General features: G+C 65.4%; 22 protein-coding genes. 9 read left to right on the top strand and 13 right to left on the bottom strand.

Going from position 1 to position 19,306, the window contains the following annotated elements:
* Positions 1–97 precede the first annotated feature (97 nt).
* Entirely contained in the window at positions 98–964 is an 867-nt protein-coding gene (locus AUL31_RS09680; RefSeq protein WP_060605032.1) for a LysR substrate-binding domain-containing protein, read from the top strand.
* 3 nt (positions 965–967) lie between these two features.
* On the opposite strand, the gene AUL31_RS09675 is transcribed toward AUL31_RS09680, so the two are convergent.
* Entirely contained in the window at positions 968–2,236 is a 1,269-nt protein-coding gene (locus AUL31_RS09675) for an amidohydrolase family protein (protein ID WP_060605027.1), read from the bottom strand.
* Positions 2,237–2,316: 80 nt separating this feature from the next.
* Between AUL31_RS09675 and AUL31_RS09670 the strand changes: the two genes are divergently transcribed.
* On the top strand, positions 2,317–2,733 hold the full coding sequence (locus tag AUL31_RS09670; protein WP_060605024.1) for a nuclear transport factor 2 family protein: 417 nt from the start codon (positions 2,317–2,319) through the stop codon (positions 2,731–2,733).
* Between the two features lie 6 nt (positions 2,734–2,739).
* Here the strand turns inward: AUL31_RS09670 and AUL31_RS09665 are convergent, their stop codons facing one another.
* A complete protein-coding gene (locus tag AUL31_RS09665; RefSeq protein WP_060605022.1) occupies positions 2,740–3,459 on the bottom strand; it encodes a GntR family transcriptional regulator in 720 nt (239 codons plus the stop codon).
* A 240-nt stretch (positions 3,460–3,699) separates the two neighbouring features.
* On the opposite strand from AUL31_RS09665, the gene AUL31_RS09660 reads away from it, so the two are divergent.
* From AUL31_RS09660 to AUL31_RS09645, 4 genes are read left to right on the top strand one after another with little or no spacing between them, the layout of a single operon-like run.
* Entirely contained in the window at positions 3,700–4,563 is an 864-nt protein-coding gene (locus AUL31_RS09660; RefSeq protein ID WP_244489362.1) for an ABC transporter ATP-binding protein, read from the top strand.
* A complete protein-coding gene (locus tag AUL31_RS09655; RefSeq protein ID WP_060605018.1) occupies positions 4,560–5,336 on the top strand; it encodes an ABC transporter permease in 777 nt (258 codons plus the stop codon). The genes AUL31_RS09660 and AUL31_RS09655 overlap by 4 nt, the downstream gene beginning before the upstream one ends.
* 46 nt (positions 5,337–5,382) lie before the next feature.
* Positions 5,383–6,405: an ABC transporter substrate-binding protein gene (locus AUL31_RS09650; protein WP_060605015.1), complete on the top strand. Its 1,023-nt coding sequence runs from the start codon at positions 5,383–5,385 to the stop codon at positions 6,403–6,405.
* A 53-nt stretch (positions 6,406–6,458) separates the two neighbouring features.
* Positions 6,459–7,994 carry a gamma-glutamyltransferase family protein gene (locus tag AUL31_RS09645; protein WP_060605012.1) on the top strand — a complete coding sequence of 512 codons (1,536 nt, stop codon included), beginning with the start codon at positions 6,459–6,461 and terminating at the stop codon, positions 7,992–7,994.
* Positions 7,995–8,014: 20 nt separating this feature from the next.
* Here the strand turns inward: AUL31_RS09645 and AUL31_RS09640 are convergent, their stop codons facing one another.
* Positions 8,015–8,983: a GlxA family transcriptional regulator gene (locus tag AUL31_RS09640; protein ID WP_060605008.1), complete on the bottom strand. Its 969-nt coding sequence runs from the start codon at positions 8,981–8,983 to the stop codon at positions 8,015–8,017.
* 74 nt (positions 8,984–9,057) lie between these two features.
* On the opposite strand from AUL31_RS09640, the gene AUL31_RS09635 reads away from it, so the two are divergent.
* Positions 9,058–9,729: a DJ-1/PfpI family protein gene (locus tag AUL31_RS09635; RefSeq protein WP_060605004.1), complete on the top strand. Its 672-nt coding sequence runs from the start codon at positions 9,058–9,060 to the stop codon at positions 9,727–9,729.
* A 9-nt stretch (positions 9,730–9,738) separates the two neighbouring features.
* Here AUL31_RS09635 and AUL31_RS09630 read toward each other — a convergent pair whose 3' ends face one another.
* The 3 genes from AUL31_RS09630 to AUL31_RS09620 all read right to left on the bottom strand — a co-directional run bounded on the left by AUL31_RS09630 (position 9,739) and on the right by AUL31_RS09620 (position 11,966).
* Complete coding sequence (locus tag AUL31_RS09630; protein WP_060605001.1) at positions 9,739–10,575, bottom strand: DMT family transporter; 837 nt, start codon at positions 10,573–10,575, stop codon at positions 9,739–9,741.
* On the bottom strand, positions 10,572–11,138 hold the full coding sequence (locus tag AUL31_RS09625; protein ID WP_060604998.1) for a TetR/AcrR family transcriptional regulator: 567 nt from the start codon (positions 11,136–11,138) through the stop codon (positions 10,572–10,574). Before AUL31_RS09625 ends, AUL31_RS09630 begins: the two co-directional genes overlap by 4 nt.
* 75 nt (positions 11,139–11,213) lie before the next feature.
* Positions 11,214–11,966 (bottom strand): AraC family transcriptional regulator, encoded by a 753-nt coding sequence (locus AUL31_RS09620; protein WP_244489361.1) that lies wholly within the window; start codon positions 11,964–11,966, stop codon positions 11,214–11,216.
* 136 nt (positions 11,967–12,102) lie between these two features.
* On the opposite strand from AUL31_RS09620, the gene AUL31_RS09615 reads away from it, so the two are divergent.
* A complete protein-coding gene (locus AUL31_RS09615; protein WP_060604991.1) occupies positions 12,103–12,321 on the top strand; it encodes a DUF1127 domain-containing protein in 219 nt (72 codons plus the stop codon).
* A gap of 47 nt (positions 12,322–12,368) precedes the next feature.
* Here AUL31_RS09615 and AUL31_RS09610 read toward each other — a convergent pair whose 3' ends face one another.
* The 7 genes from AUL31_RS09610 to AUL31_RS09580 form a co-directional block, all read right to left on the bottom strand.
* Positions 12,369–12,722 (bottom strand): cupin domain-containing protein, encoded by a 354-nt coding sequence (locus AUL31_RS09610; protein ID WP_060604988.1) that lies wholly within the window; start codon positions 12,720–12,722, stop codon positions 12,369–12,371.
* A gap of 4 nt (positions 12,723–12,726) precedes the next feature.
* Complete coding sequence (kduD, locus tag AUL31_RS09605) at positions 12,727–13,488, bottom strand: 2-dehydro-3-deoxy-D-gluconate 5-dehydrogenase KduD (RefSeq protein ID WP_060604983.1); 762 nt, start codon at positions 13,486–13,488, stop codon at positions 12,727–12,729.
* The gene (kduI, locus tag AUL31_RS09600; protein ID WP_060604979.1) at positions 13,485–14,318 is read right to left on the bottom strand and encodes a 5-dehydro-4-deoxy-D-glucuronate isomerase; all 834 of its coding nucleotides are present in this window, start codon (positions 14,316–14,318) and stop codon (positions 13,485–13,487) included. The genes kduD and kduI overlap by 4 nt, the downstream gene beginning before the upstream one ends.
* 21 nt (positions 14,319–14,339) lie before the next feature.
* The gene (locus tag AUL31_RS09595) at positions 14,340–15,146 is read right to left on the bottom strand and encodes a FadR/GntR family transcriptional regulator (protein ID WP_060604975.1); all 807 of its coding nucleotides are present in this window, start codon (positions 15,144–15,146) and stop codon (positions 14,340–14,342) included.
* Positions 15,147–15,158: 12 nt separating this feature from the next.
* Complete coding sequence (locus AUL31_RS09590; RefSeq protein WP_060604971.1) at positions 15,159–16,439, bottom strand: TRAP transporter large permease; 1,281 nt, start codon at positions 16,437–16,439, stop codon at positions 15,159–15,161.
* Positions 16,440–16,441: 2 nt separating this feature from the next.
* Positions 16,442–17,032 (bottom strand): TRAP transporter small permease, encoded by a 591-nt coding sequence (locus AUL31_RS09585; protein ID WP_060604968.1) that lies wholly within the window; start codon positions 17,030–17,032, stop codon positions 16,442–16,444.
* Positions 17,033–17,102: 70 nt separating this feature from the next.
* Positions 17,103–18,077, bottom strand: a complete 975-nt coding sequence (locus tag AUL31_RS09580) for a TRAP transporter substrate-binding protein (protein ID WP_060604965.1) — start codon at positions 18,075–18,077, stop codon at positions 17,103–17,105.
* A gap of 144 nt (positions 18,078–18,221) precedes the next feature.
* On the opposite strand from AUL31_RS09580, the gene AUL31_RS09575 reads away from it, so the two are divergent.
* Positions 18,222–19,304, top strand: coding sequence for a Gfo/Idh/MocA family protein (locus AUL31_RS09575; protein ID WP_244489360.1), 1,083 nt, complete (start codon positions 18,222–18,224; stop codon positions 19,302–19,304).
* The last annotated feature ends 2 nt before the right edge of the window (positions 19,305–19,306 follow it).

Below are 19,306 nucleotides of genomic sequence, written 5' to 3'. Positions count from 1 at the left end.
GCCGTAATCAATTTGGCAAATTGATTTTTCGCCGCCGTACATTTGCAAAACTGAACTGTTGGACGATGAAGCACACCGTTCTCAAGCGTGGTCGGTCATGAGCACAATCAACCTCGATCTCGATCTCCTGCGCACATTCGTTACCGGCGTGCGCCTTGGAAGTTTTTCCAAAGCTGCCGTGCGGGTGGGGCGTTCGCAGTCGGCGGTCAGCCTGCAGTTGCGCCGGCTGGACGCGCAGATCGGCGCCACGCTGCTGAAACGCGAGGGCAAGGGCCTGAGGCTGACCCCGGCAGGAGAGATCTTCCATGCCTATGCGGTGCGGCTGCTGGAGCTGAACGACGAGGCGCTGGAAGTGGTGCAGCGCCGGCAGGTCGAGGGCGAGGTCCGTCTCGGCATTCCGCCGGACCTGGCAGAGACGTGGCTGCCCCGCATGCTGGCGCGGTTCGGGCGCTCGCATCCGGGGGTCTTCATAGAGGCGCGCGTGGATCGGACCGCGACCCTTGTCGAGGATATCGCCAAGGGCAGTCTCGATCTTGCGCTGGTGTGGGAGCGCGGCGCCGTGCCCGCAGGCTCCAACGCGTCGACCATCGCGACCGTGCCTATCGTATGGATTGCCGCGGAAGGGTATGAAATCCCGTCTTCGGAAAGCCTGCCTCTGATCATGATGGGAGAGCCCTGCCTGTTCCGGGCGCAGGGTCTGGAGACGCTGGGCGAAGCCGGGATCGCGTATCGCATCGCGTTCACCAGTTCCAGCCTGGCCGGTCTTTGGGCTGCCGCCGCCGCGGGCCTTGGCATCGCCATACGGACACCATCCGTCATTCCGGCGGGGCTGGTTCCCCTATCGCACCCGTCGATGCCCGACCTCGGAGACGCGGCGCTGCGACTGTACACCGCCGATGCCCCGTCATATTCGGTCCGGCATTTTTCGAAGCTGCTGGTCGAGACGACGGGGGAGTTCTTCTGACGACTACCGGTTGAACGCCGGCACGCCTTCGGGCGGGACATCCAGCGTCGCGGGATCGCATCGGAACGAGCGCCTGCCATTCTTGTAAGCCGAAACCACCGTCGGCAGCTCTGCGAGCGCGCTGATCGCATCCGGGGCATCGAGGATGACGAAGTCGGCTGGCGAACCGGCGTGAAGGCCATACCCCTCAAGCCGCATCAACTGGGCAGGCAGCCGCGTTATGAGGTCGAGGCACAGCTCGAAATCATCCGGCCCGACATGCATCACGTTGGCATAAAGCTGGGCCATGCGCAGCAGCGAGCCATCGCCGAACGGCGTGAAGGGGTTCAGGACGTTGTTCGTGGCAAGCGATGCAAGGACGCCTTGCTCTGCATGAAGGCGATGCACCGGCGCGATGCCGCGCGGCACATCGAAACCCCGGTCACGCCCGTTCAGGTATAGGTCGGTTGCCGGCAGGGCGGTGACGGCAACGCCTGCATCGGCGAGCGCCGTGCCTGCCTGCGAAAACGCGCCTTCGTCCATCGACGAAAGCTTGGTGACATGGCCGATCGCGACGCGCCCCTGCCAGGCGTGACGCGTCGCCTGCCGGCAGATGTCGAACAGCAGGGCACCCTCCGGGTCGAGGTCGAAGTCGAGATGGATGTCGAGGTCGAGATCGCGCTCGACCGCAATGGCGAAAAGGCGCTCGATCTGCGCCTGCGGGTCGGTGTCGGTATAGGGACAGCCGCCGAGAAGGTCGGCGCCGGCATCCAGCGCCTGCATAAGCAGTGCTTCCGTTCCCGGATCGTTGGTCAGCCCCTCCTGCGGAAAGACGCAGACGGACAGGTCGACCGCGAAGGCATATCGGCGCTTCAGCTCCAGGATCGCCTCGAAGGAGCGAAGCCCGACGCGCGGATCCACCTCCACATGGGTGCGCATATGCGTGGTGCCCTTGAGGATCGCCTTTTCCAGCGTGCGTGCGCCTCGGGCGTAGACATCGTCGGTCGTAAAGCCACGCTTGGCGGCCGAGACGGCCGCGATGGCGCCCTTCAACCCGCCGGCCCCGCCGCAGGCGCAGCCCATCAGGCAGGATTTGTCGAGGTGGACATGACTGTCCACGAAACCGGGCATCACAAGACGCCCGCCCGCTTCCTCGACCACCCTGGCGGCGATACCCGGCCCGGCCGTATGCGGCTTGATCACGGCGATCCGCCCCGCCGTCACGGCAATGTCGTGCCGCCCCGGCTGCCCGCGCAGCGCCGCACCCCTTACCAGCAGATCGTACTGCCCCATCGTCCTACCCGCACTTGAGATGTGATAGTGCATACAGTAATTGCATTCCATTGCCACCGGAAAAGTCGAAGGGAAGACGGATGCAGGATCGCGACCTCGAAGCGGTGAAGGCGTATCTGGATGCGACCATGGCGCAGGACCCCGCGCGCGCTGCCCGCTATGTGGCGCCGGGCTTCAAGGTGCGCTTCACGGGCGGGCGGGCCTTCGACGCGCCGGACGGGCCAACTGGCTTCAATGCCGCGCGCTACAAATGGGTGAAGAAGCGCATCCTGCGCTATGACGTGATGCCGGCCGGGGCAGACGGAACGGTGATCTACAGCCTCGGCTATCTCTTCGGGGAATGGCCGGACGGAACGCCGTTCGACAACAACCGCTATGTCGACCGCTTCGTGGTCAAGGACGGGCTGATCGTGGAAACCGATGTCTGGAACGACAGTGCCGAATGGATCCTCGACCCGGCGTGCCAGAAAGCCGTCGAGGCGGCGCAGAAAGGCTGATCCGTATCAGCGCTTTGCGGCGCGCCCGGAAGGCGCGGATGCGTAGGGTGCAAGGATGTTCATGAGATCGCGTGCCGGCGACCCGGGCGCCTGTAGAAGCGCCCGTTCGGCAACCGCGTCGAGATGATGCGCCATCAGGTCCGCAGCCTTGCCGGCATCCCCCTCCACGAGGGCATCGATCAAGGCAAGATGCTCGTTGACCGCGCATTCCGAGGAATGCGGCCGGCCGAACGATGACAGCGACAAGCCCGCCCGGTAACTGATCTCCGACACGTAGCGGATAAGGGTCGGCTTGCCCGTCATCTCGGCAAGGCGGACATGAAACTCGGTGGCGAGCCGAATGGCGTTGCCGGCCGCGCCGTCCCGCGCGGCGTCTTCCTCGGCTACCATGGCGCGCAGCTCGGCTACCTGCGCGGCCGTCAGGCGGCCCGCCAGCCGGCGCATGACCAGCCGCTCCAGCTCGACACGGATGTCGAACACGTCGCGAGCGTCCTCGAAGGAGGGCGTCGCCACCACGGCGATGCGGTTGCGGCGCAGGTCCACCAGGCCCTCCGCCGCAAGCTGGCCAAGCGCATGGCGTGCGATGGTCCGGCTGACGCCGAAGCGTTCGCCCAGCGCATCTTCCGGCAGACGATCGCCGGGCACCAGCGCCCGCTCGATCACCGCGCGGCGGATCGCCTGGCAGATCAGCCGCGTCCGGTCGCCCCCCTTGTCTGCCGCACCCATGTCCTTCCTCGCCCCGTCGACCCTTCCGGGCAAGGATTAGTCGCCCGCCATGCATCGCGCAATGGCGCGGGGCGCATGTAATTTCGGCACGTCGCACAATCGCTGCTCACCGGGCGATCTGCCCTATGGCCGCTGCCAGGGCTCCACCAGGACGGCATCCCTTACGCTACGGCGTGTGGCGAGTTTGGCACGGGTATTGCATGCATTTTCTGGTGAGGACGCATGCAGATTGGACGCTTGATGCCTGATGATATTTTGCCCATGCGCGCCGGCGGCACGGCCGACGGGCGCCCACCGCACGCAATCGAGTTGTCGCGCGCGGGCGTCGCCTTCGGCAAGGGCCCCGACCCGGTCACGGCGCTTCGCCCGACGGACTTTCGGATTTCCGAAGGCGAGTTCGTCGCGCTGGTTGGGCCGTCGGGTTGCGGCAAGTCCACCATCCTGAAGCTGGCCAGCGGGCTTCTGACCCCGTCCGAAGGCGTCGTGCTGGTTGGCGGCCGCGAGGTGTCCGCCAAGGCGCTCCGCATCGGCATGGCGTTCCAGAACCCGACGATGCTGCCGTGGTTGACCATCGAGCGCAACGTCATGCTGCCGCTGAAGATCGTGCAGCCCTTCCGTTCCGAGTTCCGTGCCAAACGTAAGGGCGAATTCCGCGAGCGGGTGCACGCGCTGCTTGCCGAGGTCGGGCTGGCGCGGTTCGCCGGCCATTACCCGTGGCAGCTTTCGGGCGGCATGCTGCAGCGCGCCAATCTGTGCCGCGCGCTCGTGCACGAGCCGCGGCTCCTGCTGCTCGACGAGCCGTTCGGCGCACTCGACCAGTTCACCCGAGAGGAATTGTGGGGCGCGCTCCAGACCCTCTGGATGAAGCTCAAGCCGACCGTGCTTCTGGTGACGCACGATCTGAAGGAAGCCGGCTTCCTGGCCTCGCGCATCTGCGTGATGAGCGCGCGCCCCGGGCGCATCGTCGACGACAGTCCGGTCGACTTCGCGCGTCCGCGCACCGTGCCGATGACCTTCGAACCCGACTTCGTCGCCCTCAACCAGCGCCTGCGCGCGCAGATCGAGGAGGCGCGCATGACCGCCACCGAAGGAGCGGAACGATGAGCTACGAAATCCGCCGCCGCATCTGGGCCGTGCTTCTGATCCTCGGTTTCTTCCTGACATGGGAGGCGTTGTGCATCGCGCTGAACGTCTCCGACCTGGTCCTGCCGCGCCCGAGCCAGGTAATGGCGACGCTGGTTGCGCGCTTCCCCGTGCTTTGGCCCCATATCGTGCAGACCGTCTACACCACCATGATCGGCTTTGCGCTGGGCGTGGCGGTCGGCGTTGCGATCGGGGCGTGTATCGGCGTCTCGCGCACCGCCTACGACACGGTATATCCGCTGCTGATCGGCTTTTCGTCGATCCCCAAGGTGGCGGTGGTGCCGATCTTCGTTCTGTGGTTCGGCGCAGGCACGGTGCCCGCGGTGCTGACCGCGCTCGCCATGTGCTTCTTTCCCATCGTGGTCAACATCGCCACGGGCCTCGCGACCACCGAGCCCGAGCTTGAGGATGTGTTGAAGGCGCTCGGTGCAAGCAAGCTCGACATTCTCTGGAATGTCGGCCTGCCGCGCACCATGCCGTTCTTCTTCGCGTCGCTGAAGATCGCCGTCACCTTCGCCTTCGTCGGCACGGTGCTGGCCGAGACGGTCGCCTCCAACAGGGGCATCGGCAACGTCATGATGAGCGCCTCGTCGAATTTCGACGTGCCGCTGGTTTTCGCCGGCCTCTTCATCCTCGCGACGCTCGGCGTGCTTCTCTACGTCCTGTTTTCCCTCGTCGAGCATCGCGTCGCGGGATGGGCCACCCGCCGCACCGACGTCGCGGCAACCGCCTGACCTTTCTTCCCGGCCTCGTTCAATCAACCCTAAGGATCATGATCCCATGCGCAAGACTGGCCTGACTGCTTTTGCCCTGACACTTCTTCTGTCCGGCGCGGCCTTCGCCGACACGGACATCCGCTTCACCCTCGGCTGGAAGACGCAAGGCTCGGACGCCGCCATGCTTCTGGCGCTCGACAAGGGCTATTTCACGCAAGAGGGGCTGAACGTGACGATCGACCAGGGCGAGGGCTCCGGCGCGACGGTCACGCGGATCATGTCGGGCACCTACGACGCCGGCTTCGGCGACATCAACGCCATCATCCAGAACGCCGCCGCCCGCCCGGATGCGGCGCCGGTGATGGTCTACAACATGTGGAGCAAGCCGCCCTTCACCATCGTCTCCAGGAAAGAGACGGGTATCGAGACGCCGGCCGACCTCGAGGGCAAGACGCTCGGCGGTGCGCAGGGTACGCCGACGACGCGCCTGCTGCCGGTTCTGGCACGCTTCAACGAGGTCGACCTGGAGACGATCCGCGTCGACAACATGGCCCCGAACCTGCAAGAGCCGATGCTGATCCGCGGCGATATCGACGGCGCGCTTGTCTTCAACATCACCAGCTACTTTAATCTCCTGCAGAATCGCCAGGATCCCGAAGCGGACTTCAACTGGCTGAACTTCGGAGAATACGGACTGGACCTCTATTCCAACGGCGTCATGGTCTCGCAGGCAATGATCCGCGACAATCCCGATGCGGTCCGGGGCCTGGTGCGGGCGATCAACCGCGCGGCGGTGGAGATCGGCCTCGACCAGGAGGTCGGCGGCGACGCCGTCATCGCCTACGACAACCTAGCCAATCGCGATATCGAGATGCAGCGCCTGCGCTACGCCTACGAGAACCTCATCGTCTCGGACGAGAATGCCAAACTCGGCATGGGCGATCTCGACGACGCGCGTCTGACCAAGGCGATCGGGATCGTCGTCGAGGGCTACGACCTTCAGACGACGCCGGAAGCCTCCCAGATCTTCAGCCGCGAGTTTCTGCCGGCGCGCGAAGAGCGCGAGCTGGTCTACAAGAACGACTGACAGCGGGGCGCGGCAGCATGCACACGGGCGGCGAGGCGCATTCGCGCCGGGGAATGGTGACAAGCCCGGACCTTAGTGCCAGCGCGGCAGGGCGCGATGTCCTTGCCGCCGGTGGAACTGCCGTGGAGGCAGTGGTGGCGGCCGGCGCGGTGCTGGCCGTCACCTACCCGCATTTTTGCGGCCTGGGTGGCGACGCCGTCTGGCTTCTCGCGGATGGGAAGGGGCAGCGCGACTGCCTGCTCGGCATCGGGCAGGCTGCCGCCGAACTACCTGCCTATCCGGACGGCATTCCACCGCGCGGCCCCTTGTCGGCGATCACCAGCGCCTGCCTCGTCGATAGCTGGGACACGGCGCTTGCCTTTTCCCGGCAGGCGTGGGGCGGCACAGGCACGCTGGCCGACCTGCTGGAGCCGGCGGTGCGGCTTGCGGAAGATGGCTTCCCGCTGACCGCCTCGCAGGCATGGTGGCGCGACTATCGCGCCAAGGACATTACAAACTGGCCCGGCTTCCTGTCACTCTTCGACGCGGACCGGGCAGGCATGCCGTTCCGCCAGCCGCAACTGGCCAAAACCCTGCGGCGCATCCAGCGGGACGGGTCGCGGGATTTTTACGAGGGCGCGCTTGCCGCCGACATCGCGCGCGGCCTTCAGGCGGCGGGCTCGCCCCTGCGCGCCGCCGATCTGGCTGCGACGCGCACGCGGCACGCCGAGCCGCTGTCGCTCGACTATCGAGGCACCACGCTTCTTGCCCCGCCGCCGCCGACGCAGGGCGTGACGACGCTGGCCATCATGGGCATCCTGTCGCGCCTCGATCCGGGCGCGCTCACCGCAGGCGGACCGGATCACCTTCATCTGCTGGTCGAGGCCGTGAAGCGTGCCTTTCTGGATCGGCGCGGCATCGCAGACCCGGATGCCGTGGCACAGCGCACCGACGAATGGTTGAGCGCCGACCGTCTCGATGCGCACGCCGCCTCGATCGATGCCGGGAGCGCCATGGCCTGGCCGCACCGCTTCCAGACCGGCGACACCGTCTTTCTTGCCGCGTGCGATGCGCAGGGGCGCTGCGCCAGCGTGCTGCAGAGCCTGTATTTCGACTGGGGCAGCGGCGTGGTTGCAGGCGACACCGGCATCCTGTGGCAGAACCGGGGCGCCGCCTTTTCCACAGACACGGGCGATGCCAACCGTCTTCGGCCGGGGAAGCGGCCCTTCTACACGCTCAATCCCGGGATCGGCCTGAAAGACGGTCGTCCGTCGCTGCTCTACGGCACGCAAGGGGCCGACGGCCAGCCGCAGACGCTGTCGCTCGTCCTGTCCAATATGCTGGATTTCGGCCTCTCGCCGGCCGAGGCGCTGGCCGCACCCCGCTTCCTGCTTGGACGGACCTTTTCCGATACGCGGGACAGCCTTAAGCTGGAGGTGTCGGCGGGGGAGGCGACCATCGCGCAATTGTCGCAGCGCGGCCACGAAGTCGCGCCCATCCCGGCATTCAGCCCGCTTGCGGGCCAGGCGGGAATGATCCAGATCGACGGCAACGGCGCGATGCGCGGCGCCCACGACCCCCGAAGCGACGGTGCGGCGATCGGTGTGTGAAGTCGACGAACGGCGTCTCGTCACCCATGAAAGCGATCCCGGTAGGCGCGCGGGCCGACGCCCAGATGGCGCAGAAACACGCGGCGCATCGTCTCTGTCGAGCCGAAGCCGCATCGCGCGGCGGCTCTTGTTACGCTTGCGCCGTCTTCCAGAAGCCGACGTGCGCCGTCCAGGCGGATCGTCTCGACGCCCTCCGCCGGTGTTCGGCCCGTTCCAGCCCGGTAGCGTCGGCAGAAGGTGCGAAGGCTCATGCCCGCGCGGTCCGCGAGAACGCTCAATGACAGGTCGTTATCGAGATGAGCGGCGATCCAGCCATGCAGCTCTTCGAACCCCTCGTCGGCCGACTGCAGCGCAAGCGTCGCGCTGAACTGGGACTGGCCGCCCGGCCGCTTCAGGAACACGACAAGCTGGCGCGCCACGGCCAGCGCCAGCTTGCGCCCGTGATCCGCCTCCACCATGGCGAGCGCCAGATCGATGCCCGCCGTGACGCCGGCCGATGTCCAGACCGTGCCGTCGCGCACGAAGATCGGGTCGGGATCGAGATGGACCAGGGGGTAGCGTGCCGCGAACTCGGCGCAGCGCTGCCAGTGCGTTACCGCCCGCCGCCCATCGAGAAGGCCCGCTTCGGCAAGCAGCAGCGCCCCGCTGCAAACCGAGGCGGTGCGTTCCGCCAGGGATGACCGCCGCCGCACCCAGTCGATCAACGCCGTATCGCGCCGCGCCGCATCCACTCCGTAGCCGCCCGAGACGATCAGCGTGCCGAACGCGCCCGCCCGGCTTGCCGCAGGCACCGCCATCAAAGTGAGGCCCGAGCTGGTGACGACCGCGTCATCCAGCGAGACGACGGTAATCTCGTAGGGGCGGGGCGTGCCGGGGCTCGCCAGGTCGTTGGCCTTGGCGAAGACCTGCGCGGGCCCCGTCACGTCGAGGATCTGGGCGCCGGCGAAGGCAAGGATTTCGATATGATGAGGCGAGGCTGCGTTTGGCATGATCCGAGCGATGATTGGCACAATGGCCAGAAGGTCCCGTGCTAGGTGTCTGGTGTCAAGACAGGACCAGACCCATGACCCTTCGCTTCGGCCTTCTCTGCTTTCCCGGCGTCCAGCAGCTCGACCTTACCGGCCCCTACGAGGTTTTCGCCTCCGCCACGGGCTCCACCGTGCATCTTATCTGGAAGGATCTTCAGCCCGTGCGCTCGGCCACGGGCCTGATGCTGACGCCCGATACGCTGCTGTCCGAGGCGCCGGATTTCGACGTTCTGTGCATTCCCGGCGGCGGCGGGGTGAACGCGCTCCTGACCGACGAGACGGTGCTTGCCTTCATTCGTGACAAGGCGGCGAAAGCGCGGTTCGTCACATCGGTGTGCACGGGCGCGCTGGTGCTCGGCAAGGCGGGGCTGTTGTCCGGCAAGCGCGCGGCGACGCACTGGAACGCGATGGACTTCCTGCCTGCCTTCGGAGCGATCCCCGTATCGGAGCGCTTCGTGCAGGATGGATCGATCATCACCGCCGGCGGCGTAACCTCGGGCATCGACTTCGGCCTTGCGGTCGTCGCCGAACTTCTCGGCCGTGCCGAGGCCGAGACGATCCAGCTCGCGCTCGAATACGCGCCCGCGCCGCCCTTCGACGCGGGGCAGCCCGAAACGGCATCGGAGGCTGTCGTCCGGGCGGCGAAGTCCCGCATGGCCGGCTCTCGGCAAGAGCGCGAGGCGCTCTTGGGATATGCGAGGGCGTAACGGCCTTTTCTAGTTGCCAAGGCCTATGAGCACCGCGCCGACGGTAACCAGAATGCACGAGGCGATCCTCTGCCGCGTCAGTGCTTCATTCAAAAACACGGCGCCGATCAGCGCGGCGAAGACGACGCTGGTTTCCCGCAGGGCCATCACCGGCCCTGTCGGGCCAAGTGAAAACGCCGTGACGACGAGGACATAGGATATCAGGGATACGATGCCCCCGCCGGCGGCCTTGCGCGTCTCTAGCGAGCGCGGATTGATCGACAGGCGCCCGCGGACCGCAAGAAAGGCGCCCATCAGCAGCGCCCCGTAGACGAGGCATATCCACGCCGAGTAGGCGATGGGGTTACCGGCATGGCGCACGCCCAATGCGTCCACGGTGGCGTAGAGTGCAACGAGGGCGCCGGTTGCAAGCGCCCACAGCAGGGCTCGTCCGCTCATCCGCGCGCTGCCCACCGTCAGCCCCATGATGCCGCCGACGATCAGCGCGATGCCTGCAAGAGAGGCGATGGGCAGAACCTCGTTGGCGAAGACGAAGCCGCCGACAGTCGCCAGCACGGGTATGGTGCCTCGCACGACCGGATAGACCTGCCCAAGCTCCCCATGGCGGTAGGCCGCGACCAGAACGAAGGCGTAGCCTGCCTGCAGCAGCGACGACAGCAGGATGTAGGGCCAGGCGTGCGCCGGCGGGAAAGGCAACAGGACGGCAAAGGGAAGGGCCACCAGAACCATCGTCAGGCTCATGACGGTGACGACCCAGAGGCGATCCGCGCCGGAGCGCAGAAACGCGTTCCAGGATGCATGCGCCAGGGCCGCCGAAAGGGCGAGGGCGACGACGAGCGCGCTCACGCGATTGCGGCTTGCGCAAGAAGGGCGTTCGTTCCGGCCTCAAGGGCGGCAACGGCTTCGTCCGTGCCGGAAATCCGCGCCTGCATGACTGCCCCCTCGAACATCATCGCGACCATCATTGCCAACCGTTTCGCCTCTGCGTCGTGCAATTCCTGAGACAGGATCGATCGAAGCCGCGCGACGAAGGCGCTTTTCTGCGCCGCTGCCGCCTGAAAGACGGGATGGTCCGGATCGCCGAACTCGGCGATGGCATTTGCGAAGGCGCAGCCGTGGAAGTCGGCCCGCGCGAACCACCGCTTGTACCAGCCGATGATCGCACCGATGCGCGCGCGTGCGTTCGGCTGCGATGCCGTGAGCTTGTCCAACTGCGTGTCGAAGCGCGTGGCCCTGGATCGCAGGACTTCGGCGATGAGGTCGTCCTTGGCGCGGAAGTGTCGATACATCGTCATCTTCGCGACGCCGGCCTCGGCGATGATCCGGTCTATGCCGACAGCATGGTAGCCGTCCGATCGGAACAGGCGGTACGCTGTCGACACGATATCCTGCCGCTTGTCGCTGATCATCGAGCACTCTCAGTAAGTGATGAGACAGGTCTGTATCATCGCGTACGCACTGTGGCAACTGCAGGTCTCACGGACCTATCGCTGTGTGCGATACTCGGTTGGCGCAGCTCCGAGCAGCCGGTTGAACATCGCCGTAAACGAGGCCGGGTTTTCATAGCCGAGTGCAAGCGCGATGCTGGTAACGCTTCGCCCCTCGGCAAGCTGCGGGAGTGCCGACATGAGGCATGCCTTCTGCCGCCATTCCACGAAGGTGCATCCGGTTTCCTGCTTGAATAGCCTCGTAAAGGTTCTTCGGCTCATTCCGACGTCGTCGCTCCAAATGTCGATCGTGTCATGCGGCGACGGGCTTTCGATGAACCGCCGGCACTTTCCGGCAAGCCGCGGATGTCGAGGCAGTGGGAGAGACAGGGGCAGGGGTGACAGCCCTCGCAATTCATGCAGCAGCAAATTCACCAGGGCGCCATCGCGCCCTGCCTCGTCATACTGCGCCGCGATGGCGGGCGCGGCGATCAGGATGCTGCGCAGCAGGCCGGATACGCCGACCACCTCGCAACGGTCGAAGGGCGCGGGGAAGGCGGCCTCGTCGATGTAGACGCTGCACATCGCCACCTGCCCCAGCATCCTGACACTGTGCTCCGTGCCCGGCGGAATCCAAAGCCCTCGCTCCGGTGGCATCATCCACGAGCCCTCGGACGTCGATACCAGGACGACGCCTGAGGAGCCGTAGAGAAATTGCGCACGTCGATGCTTGTGTGGGGCGGCCTCATAACCGTCCGGGTAATCGATCCCCAGCACCAGAACGGGCCGATCGACGTCGCGATCGGCCAATTGGCTTTCGGATGGAGGAACTTGGCCCACTTGCATAAGGGTTAAGCCTACCAGCGGTGGCGGGCCAACCGCAAGAGGCGCAGTTTACAGGCAAGGAACGCCGAGGCGTTCGCTCAACCTGTTTTGCGAGGTACCGATGACCGACGCTTCGATTTTCCTGCGCAACGCTTTGCCGTTGCGACAGCCATTGTCCCTTCATGCGGCCGCACGCCGGTTCGCACGCTGTATCCACCGCTGGATCGAACGCTCTCGGCAGCGCTCGGCGCTGTCGGAACTGAGCGACGCGCATTTGCTGGATCTCGGCCTCAGCCGGGCGGACGTCGCACGTGAATGCGCAAAGCCATTCTGGCGGTAAGCAGGCCTCAGGCCTACCTGGTTCACCCCGTCATTCCAGGCATCAGATCAGCCCGGCTTTTTCGCAGCCAGGAAGTCTTCCCGCATCGGCGTGAAATTGTCGATCAGGCGCCCCTTCTCTATGGCCTTCACGCCATGCTGCACGCCGGATGGCACGACGAAGGTGTCGCCGACCTGCAGCCGTTCGGTATGCCCGTCTATGGTGACGTCGAAGACGCCTTCCGCAATATAGCTGGATTGGACATGGGGATGGGCGTGCAGCCAGCCTTCGCCCCCCTTCTCGAAGGCGAATTCCACCAACATCAGTTCCGGCGTATGGCACCGGATGCGGCGTCGGTTGCCATCGGGCGTCGGTTCCCACCCGCCATCGCCCTCGCGGGACACGAATCCATTCTTGCTCATGACATCACCTCGCCAACCATCCGCCATCCACCGGAAGGACCGCGCCGTGCACATAGGATGATGCCGGCGCCAGCAGAAAGACGACGGCATCGCCGATATCGTCGGGGCGTCCCCAGCGGGCAGCCGGTATGCGCTCCAGGATGGACTTGCTGCGCGCCGCATCCTGGCGGAGCGCTTCGGTATTGTTCGTCTCGATATAGCCGGGCGCGATCGCGTTCACGTTGATCCCGCGCGATGCCCACTCATTCGCCAGAAGCCGGGTCAGGCCGAGGACGCCGTGCTTGGAAGCCGTGTAGGATGCAACGCGAATGCCGCCCTGAAACGACAGAAGGGAGGCGATGTTGACGATGCGGCCCGCCTGGCCAAGCGACAGCAGCGTGCGGCCATAGGCCTGCGAGAGACGAAAAACCGATTTCAGGTTGATGTCGATGACATCGTCCCAATCCGCCTGCGAAAGATCCACCGCATCGGCCCGACGGATGATGCCCGCATTGTTGACGAGACCGTCCAGGGGCCCATCCTGCATCAGGGCTTCGATACAGGCGACGCCGGCCGGGATGTCGGCAAGATCGACTATTGCCGTGGTGAAACTTCCTCCCGCGCTGTCCACCAGTTGCGCGGTTTCGTCCATCGACGATCGCCCGATGCCGATGACGGAAGCGCCTGCGCGCGCGACGGCAACCGCGATGCCCTGTCCGATGCCGGTGTTGGCGCCCGTGACGGCAATGCGGCGGCCCGCCAGGCTGAAGGCGTCGGGGCGGCTCAACGCATGTCTCCGAGGTGCACCTTGTCGACATCGGTGTAATCGACATTGTCGCCGGCCATCGCCCAGATGAAGGCGTAACTGGCCGTCCCGCAGCCGGAATGGATAGACCATGGCGGCGACAGGATCGCCTCCTCGTTGGCGATCACCAGATGCCGCGTTTCGGCCGGCTCGCCCATGAAATGGAAGACGCGCGCATCGTCCGGCAGGTCGAAATAAAGATAGGCTTCCATCCGCCGGTCGTGGACATGGGCGGGCATGGTGTTCCAGACGGATCCCTTCGCCAACTGGGTCATGCCCGCAACGAGCTGGCATGTTTCGATGGTCGTGGTGAACTGGAAGATCGAGCGCTCGTTGGACGTTTCGGCGCTGCCGAGGTCCAGTCGCTTCGCCTGGTCGATGCCGATCCGCACCGTCGGGCATTTGCGGTGCGCCGGAGCCGACAGAAGGTAGAATTTGGCCGGCATCGCCGCATCGTCGGAGGCGAAGGACACCGTCTCGCCGAGGCCGACATAAAGCATGTCCCGCGTGCCGAGGCGGTGCGCTTCGCCCGAAACCGTCACGGTGCCGGCCCCGCCGACATTGACCACGACAAGCTCGCGCCGGTCGAGGAAGCCGGCGGTGCCCATGGGCTTTACGGCCGGCAACTCCAGCGTGCCTCCGTCCGGCATCGCGCCGCCGACAACCATGCGGTCGTAATGGGTATAGGTCAGCGATACGCGACCGGGGCGGAACAGGCCGCCGATATGGAAATTGGCGCGCAGCCGTTCCGTATCCATTGCGGCGGCCGCTTGCGGGTCTATGGCGTTGCGGCTGGTGAAGTCGAGTGTCATGGCGCTTCCGATGTTCGATTGTCAGGTGCCGCCGCCGGATGAGGCCGGCAGCGTGGTGAGGTAGTTGGCCTGCTGCCCGGCAAGGCGCTGGCGGTAGCGGTTCTGCGCGGCGCCGAGATGGGCGCGCATGGCGCGCCGGGCCGCCCCCGGATCGCCGGCGGAAATCGCCTGCAGGATCGCAAGATGCTCGCGCTGCAGACCGGCGAGATAGTCGGCCGACAGAAGCTCCGGCGAATAGAAGGGAGAGGTCCGGTCACAGGGGATGGTCCTGTCGCCGAGCGCGTCCAGAACCTCTACATAAAAGGGGTTGTTGGTTGCCGACGCGATCTCGCGGTGGAAGGCGAAGTCCGCCTTGCCGGTATCGGTGCCCTGCCGAAGGGCGTTGTCGAAGTCGAAGAAGGCCTCGTGGATACGTGCCTCCTGAGAGGTGTTGCGCCGCTCTGCGGCCAGGCCGGCACTTTCGATCTCGATGCCCATGCGCACTTCCAGCACGTTGATCGCCTGGCTGATCCGATTGCCCACATCGGAGGAGATCGGGCCCATGATCCGGCTGCGATTGTCCAGCACGAAGACGCCGGCGCCGTGGCGCGGCTCCAGCAGGCCGTCCGCCGCCAGCACGGCCACCGCCTCGCGGATCACGGTGCGGCTGACGCCGAACAGTTCGGTCAAACGGCTCTCGCTGGGCAGGCGGGCGCCGGCCTCGAACTCGCCCGCCAGGATCTGGCCGCGCAGCTTGCGTGCGACGGTTTCCGAAAGCCGCGGCTTGCGCCCGTTCTCCGACGGTTGCGCCGCGCGCCCCGGCTTTGGTTCCGCGATCCCGTTGGCCATGGGGCATCCTTCCTATCGAAATGCCGCCGGAAGCCACAGGGAAATCGCCGGGATGTAGGTGACGAGCAGCAAGACGACGACGCCGGCGCCGTAAAAGGGCCAGATCGAGCGCATCGCTTCCCAGACCGAGATCTTTCCCACGGCGCAGGCGACGAACTGGACCCCGCCTACGGGCGGCGTATTGAGGCCGATGCCGTAGTTGAGGATCATGATGACGCCGAAATGCACCGGGTCCACGCCATAGGCAACGGCGATCGGCAAAAAAATGGGCGTGGTGATGATGATCGTCGGACCCATGTCCATGAATGTGCCGAGAAGCAGCATCAGGACGTTCAGAAGAAGCAGGATGACGATGGGGTTGTCGGACAAAGACTGCATCCAGCCGACCAGCTCCGCCGGAACGCGCAGGAAGGCCATCAGCCACGAGAAGGCGGCGGCGCATCCGATGATCAGCAACACCATCGCAGTCGTGCGCACGGCGCCCATCGTTGCATGGATGAAGTCGTTCCAGGTGAGCTGGCGATAGACGAAGACGGTGACGAGCAACGCGTAGATGACGGCGATGCACGAGCTTTCGGTGGCGGTGAAGATGCCGAGGCGCACGCCGCCGAAGATGATGCCGATCAGCAGCAGGCCCGGCATGGCCACCGCCAGAAGCTGCGCAGCAACCGCGATGCCCTGGAACCGGTCGGTCGGATAACCTCTGCGGCGGGCAACGAAATAGGCCGTGACCATGAGCGCGGCGGCCAGCAGCAGGCCGGGGATGATGCCGGCCGTGAACAGGTCGGCGATGGAGATCCGCCCGCCTGCCGAGATGGAATAGATGATCATGTTGTGCGACGGCGGCAGCAGCAATGCGATCAGGGCCGCCATGGACGTAACGTTGACGGCGTAGTCGGCACCGTAGCCGCGCGCCTTCATCTGCGGGATCATGATGCCGCCGACGGCGGCGGCCTCGGCCACGGCAGAGCCGGAAATGCCGCCGAACAGCGTCGAGGTCAAGATGTTCACCTGGCCGAGGCCGCCGCGAAGATGCCCTACCAGCGCCGCCGCGAACGCCACGATGCGCCCGGCGATCCCGCCGCGCACCATCAGGTCCCCGGCATAGATGAAGAAGGGGATGGCCAGCATGGAGAACACGCTCATGCCGGAATTCAGCCGCTGGAAAACGACGAGCGGCGGCAGGCCCAGATAGGCGACGGTGGCCAGGCTGGAAATTCCAAGACAGAAGGCGATGGGCGTGCCGATCAGCATCAGCACCGTGAACACGCCGAAGAGAATCCAGAGCTCCATGGTCAGCGTGTCCTGTCGAGTTCTGCCGCGTCGCGGCGCACGTCTTCGATGCTTTCGAGCTCCACCGCGATCTCGGCGGGGGCGGCCTTGTCCAGGGCGTCGTCTATCGGTGCACCGCGCAGGCGCAGCACGATGCGCTCCAGGGCAAACAGCACCACCAGCGCGCCGCCGCCCACCAGCGGCACATAATCCCAGCCCCCGGAAATGCCGAGCGAGGGAAGCGTGGTCGCCCATGTCAGGCCGACCAGCTTGCCGCCGTACCAGACCATGCCCGCGCCGAAGAGCAGGATGGCGATATCGGAGATCATCCGCAGCCAGGCCTTGCCGGATGGCGGCACGACATAAAGCAGGACGTCGAAGCCGAGATGATTGTTCTCGCGGACGCCCACGGCCGCACCCAGCATGATGAACCAGCTCATCAGCATGACGGCGCCGGGTTCGGTCCAGCTTGGAGAATCGTTGAGCACGTACCGACAGAAGACCTGCCAGCCGACGATGCAGGTCATCGCCACCAGGCCGACGCCGGCCACGTAGAGCGCAAGAGTGTTGACCCGGGTCAGAACCGGAACGTGAGGTTGGGGCGGGCTGTGCATCGTAGCGTCCGTTCGATTGGCTCGTCGTCTGAGGGCGGCGGCCTGCGCCGCCCCTGCGGATCGCGCGTCGTCACTGCGTCGCCTGCACCTCGTCCACCATTTTCTGAAGCACCGGGTCCGTCACATGCTTGTCGTAGACGGGCTTCATCGCGTCGATGAAGGGTTGCTTGTCGACCTCGTTGATCTCGGCGCCCGCAGCTTCCACCGCTGCACGCGACTCCGCGTTCTTGGCTGCCCACAACTCCCGTTGCCGCGCGACGCTGTCTGCCGCGGCCTGCCGGAAAATCTCCTGGTCTTCCCCCGAAAGAGCATCGAAGGCCGCCTTGTTCATCACGAAGACTTCCGGAAGGATCGTGTGCTCGTCCATCGAGAAGTATTTCGCCACCTCGACGTGACGGGCCGTGTCGAAGCTCGGGAAATTGTTCTCGGCACCGTCGATGACGCCGGTTTCGATGGATGAATAGACCTCGCCGTAGGGCATCGGTGTCGCGTTGGCGCCCAGGGCCGATGCCATGTCGACGAAAATGTCCGACTGGATGACGCGGAACTTCATTCCGGCAAGATCGGCAACCGTGGTGATCGGCTTCTTCGAATTATAGAAAGAACGCGCGCCGGCGTCGTAGAAGGCCAGGACCACCAGTCCGGCCGGCTCGAACGCCGCCTTGATCTGGTCGCCGATTGGGCCGTCCATCACGGCGTGCATATGGTCTTCGGACCGGAAGATGTAGGGCAGGGCAGGCACGATCGTTTCCCGCACCGTGCCGTTGAACGGCGCCATGGAAACGCGGTTCAACTCGATGACGCCGGATCGGACCTGCTCGATCGTGTCCTTCTCTTCGCCGAGCTGCGCGGAATGATAGACCTCTACCGCATAGCGCCCATTGGTGCGCTCGCCGATGAGCTCGCCGAAATACTTGACGCCCTCGACCGTCGGATAGCCATCCGGATGGGTGTCCGAGGAGCGCAGAACCGTCTGTGCGCCAGCCGCTCCGATCATCAGCCAGGACGCAAGCGCCATGCGCGCCGCGATGCCGGTAAAAGACATGCCGTTTCCTCCCAAATCAAAAGAGATCATATGACTTCACGGGGTGGTCGCATTCTGTCCGGTCCGGAATCTGGCGACCTTTGCTTATGATTGTGATGTTGTTGAATGCTTTTAGCTATGTCAACATACAAGTTGAAAATTCATATGCTGACTATGCATATGATGGTTCTGGCGCCGGGGAGGGTGCGGATGTCGAAGGTGCGGTTGGGGCTTGTCGGGTTGGGTATGGCCTCTGCCCCGCATGCAGCCAGCTTGAAGGAGCTTGCGCATCGCGTGACGGTAGCAGGGGTGTATTCGCCCTCGGCGGCGCGGCGGGAGGCCTTCGCGGCCCGTCATGGCTTTCCAACGGTCGATGACATCGACGATCTGATCGGCGCGCCCGATATCGATGCGCTCTTGCTTCTGACCCCTCCCTCCACCCACCTCGAACTCGTCCGCCGCGCAGCGGGCGCCGGTCAGCACATCCTTCTGGAGAAGCCGCTGGAAACGAGCCTGCAACGGGCGCAGGAGCTGGTTGCAACTGCGGAGGCGGCATCGATCACCCTGGCCGTCGTGCTGCAGCGCCGGCATCGCAGATCCCTTGTCGAGGCGCAGGCCATGCTTTCGCAAGGAGAGTTGGGAGAGATCGTCTCCGCTTCGGCTCGCATCGCCAATTGGCGGCCGCAATCCTATTACGACGAGCCGGGCCGCGGCACGCTTGCGCGCGATGGGGGCGGCGTCCTGCTGACGCAGGCAATCCATACCCTGGACCAATTGATCGCACTGGCTGGCATGCCGGGCCGGGTCGCTGCCTTCGCGACGACCAGTCTTATGCATCGAATGGAAACGGAAGATCTCGTCCAGGCGGTGTTGCACTACGATAGCGGCGCCTTGGGGTCCATATCGGCGACGACCGCCGCCTATCCGGGTTTCGAGGATGAGATCGAAATCCTGGCGACGAAGGGCTCGATCCGCTTGCAGGCAAACGGTGCGCGGATCGCCTTGATGGACGGTACGGAGCGCCGAATCGACGACGACGGCGCCGATGGCGGATCGGGCGCCGATCCGATGGCATTCTCGCACGCCAACCACCGCGCCGTCCTGGAGGATTTCCTGACGGCGGTGGAAACGGGGAGGCAGCCGCGCGTCAGCGGCCGGGATGCCCTGCGCGTCCACCGGTTGATCGACATGCTGCTGGCATCCGCGGCGGATGGCGGCAGGCCCGTCGCGCAATCACAGGGAGAGTAGAG

This window comes from Aureimonas altamirensis, from assembly GCF_001463885.1.
GTDB lineage: Bacteria > Pseudomonadota > Alphaproteobacteria > Rhizobiales > Rhizobiaceae > Aureimonas > Aureimonas altamirensis.
Note: the sequence above shows the minus strand (reverse complement) of the source record. Positions and strands in the feature narration are given on the sequence as shown.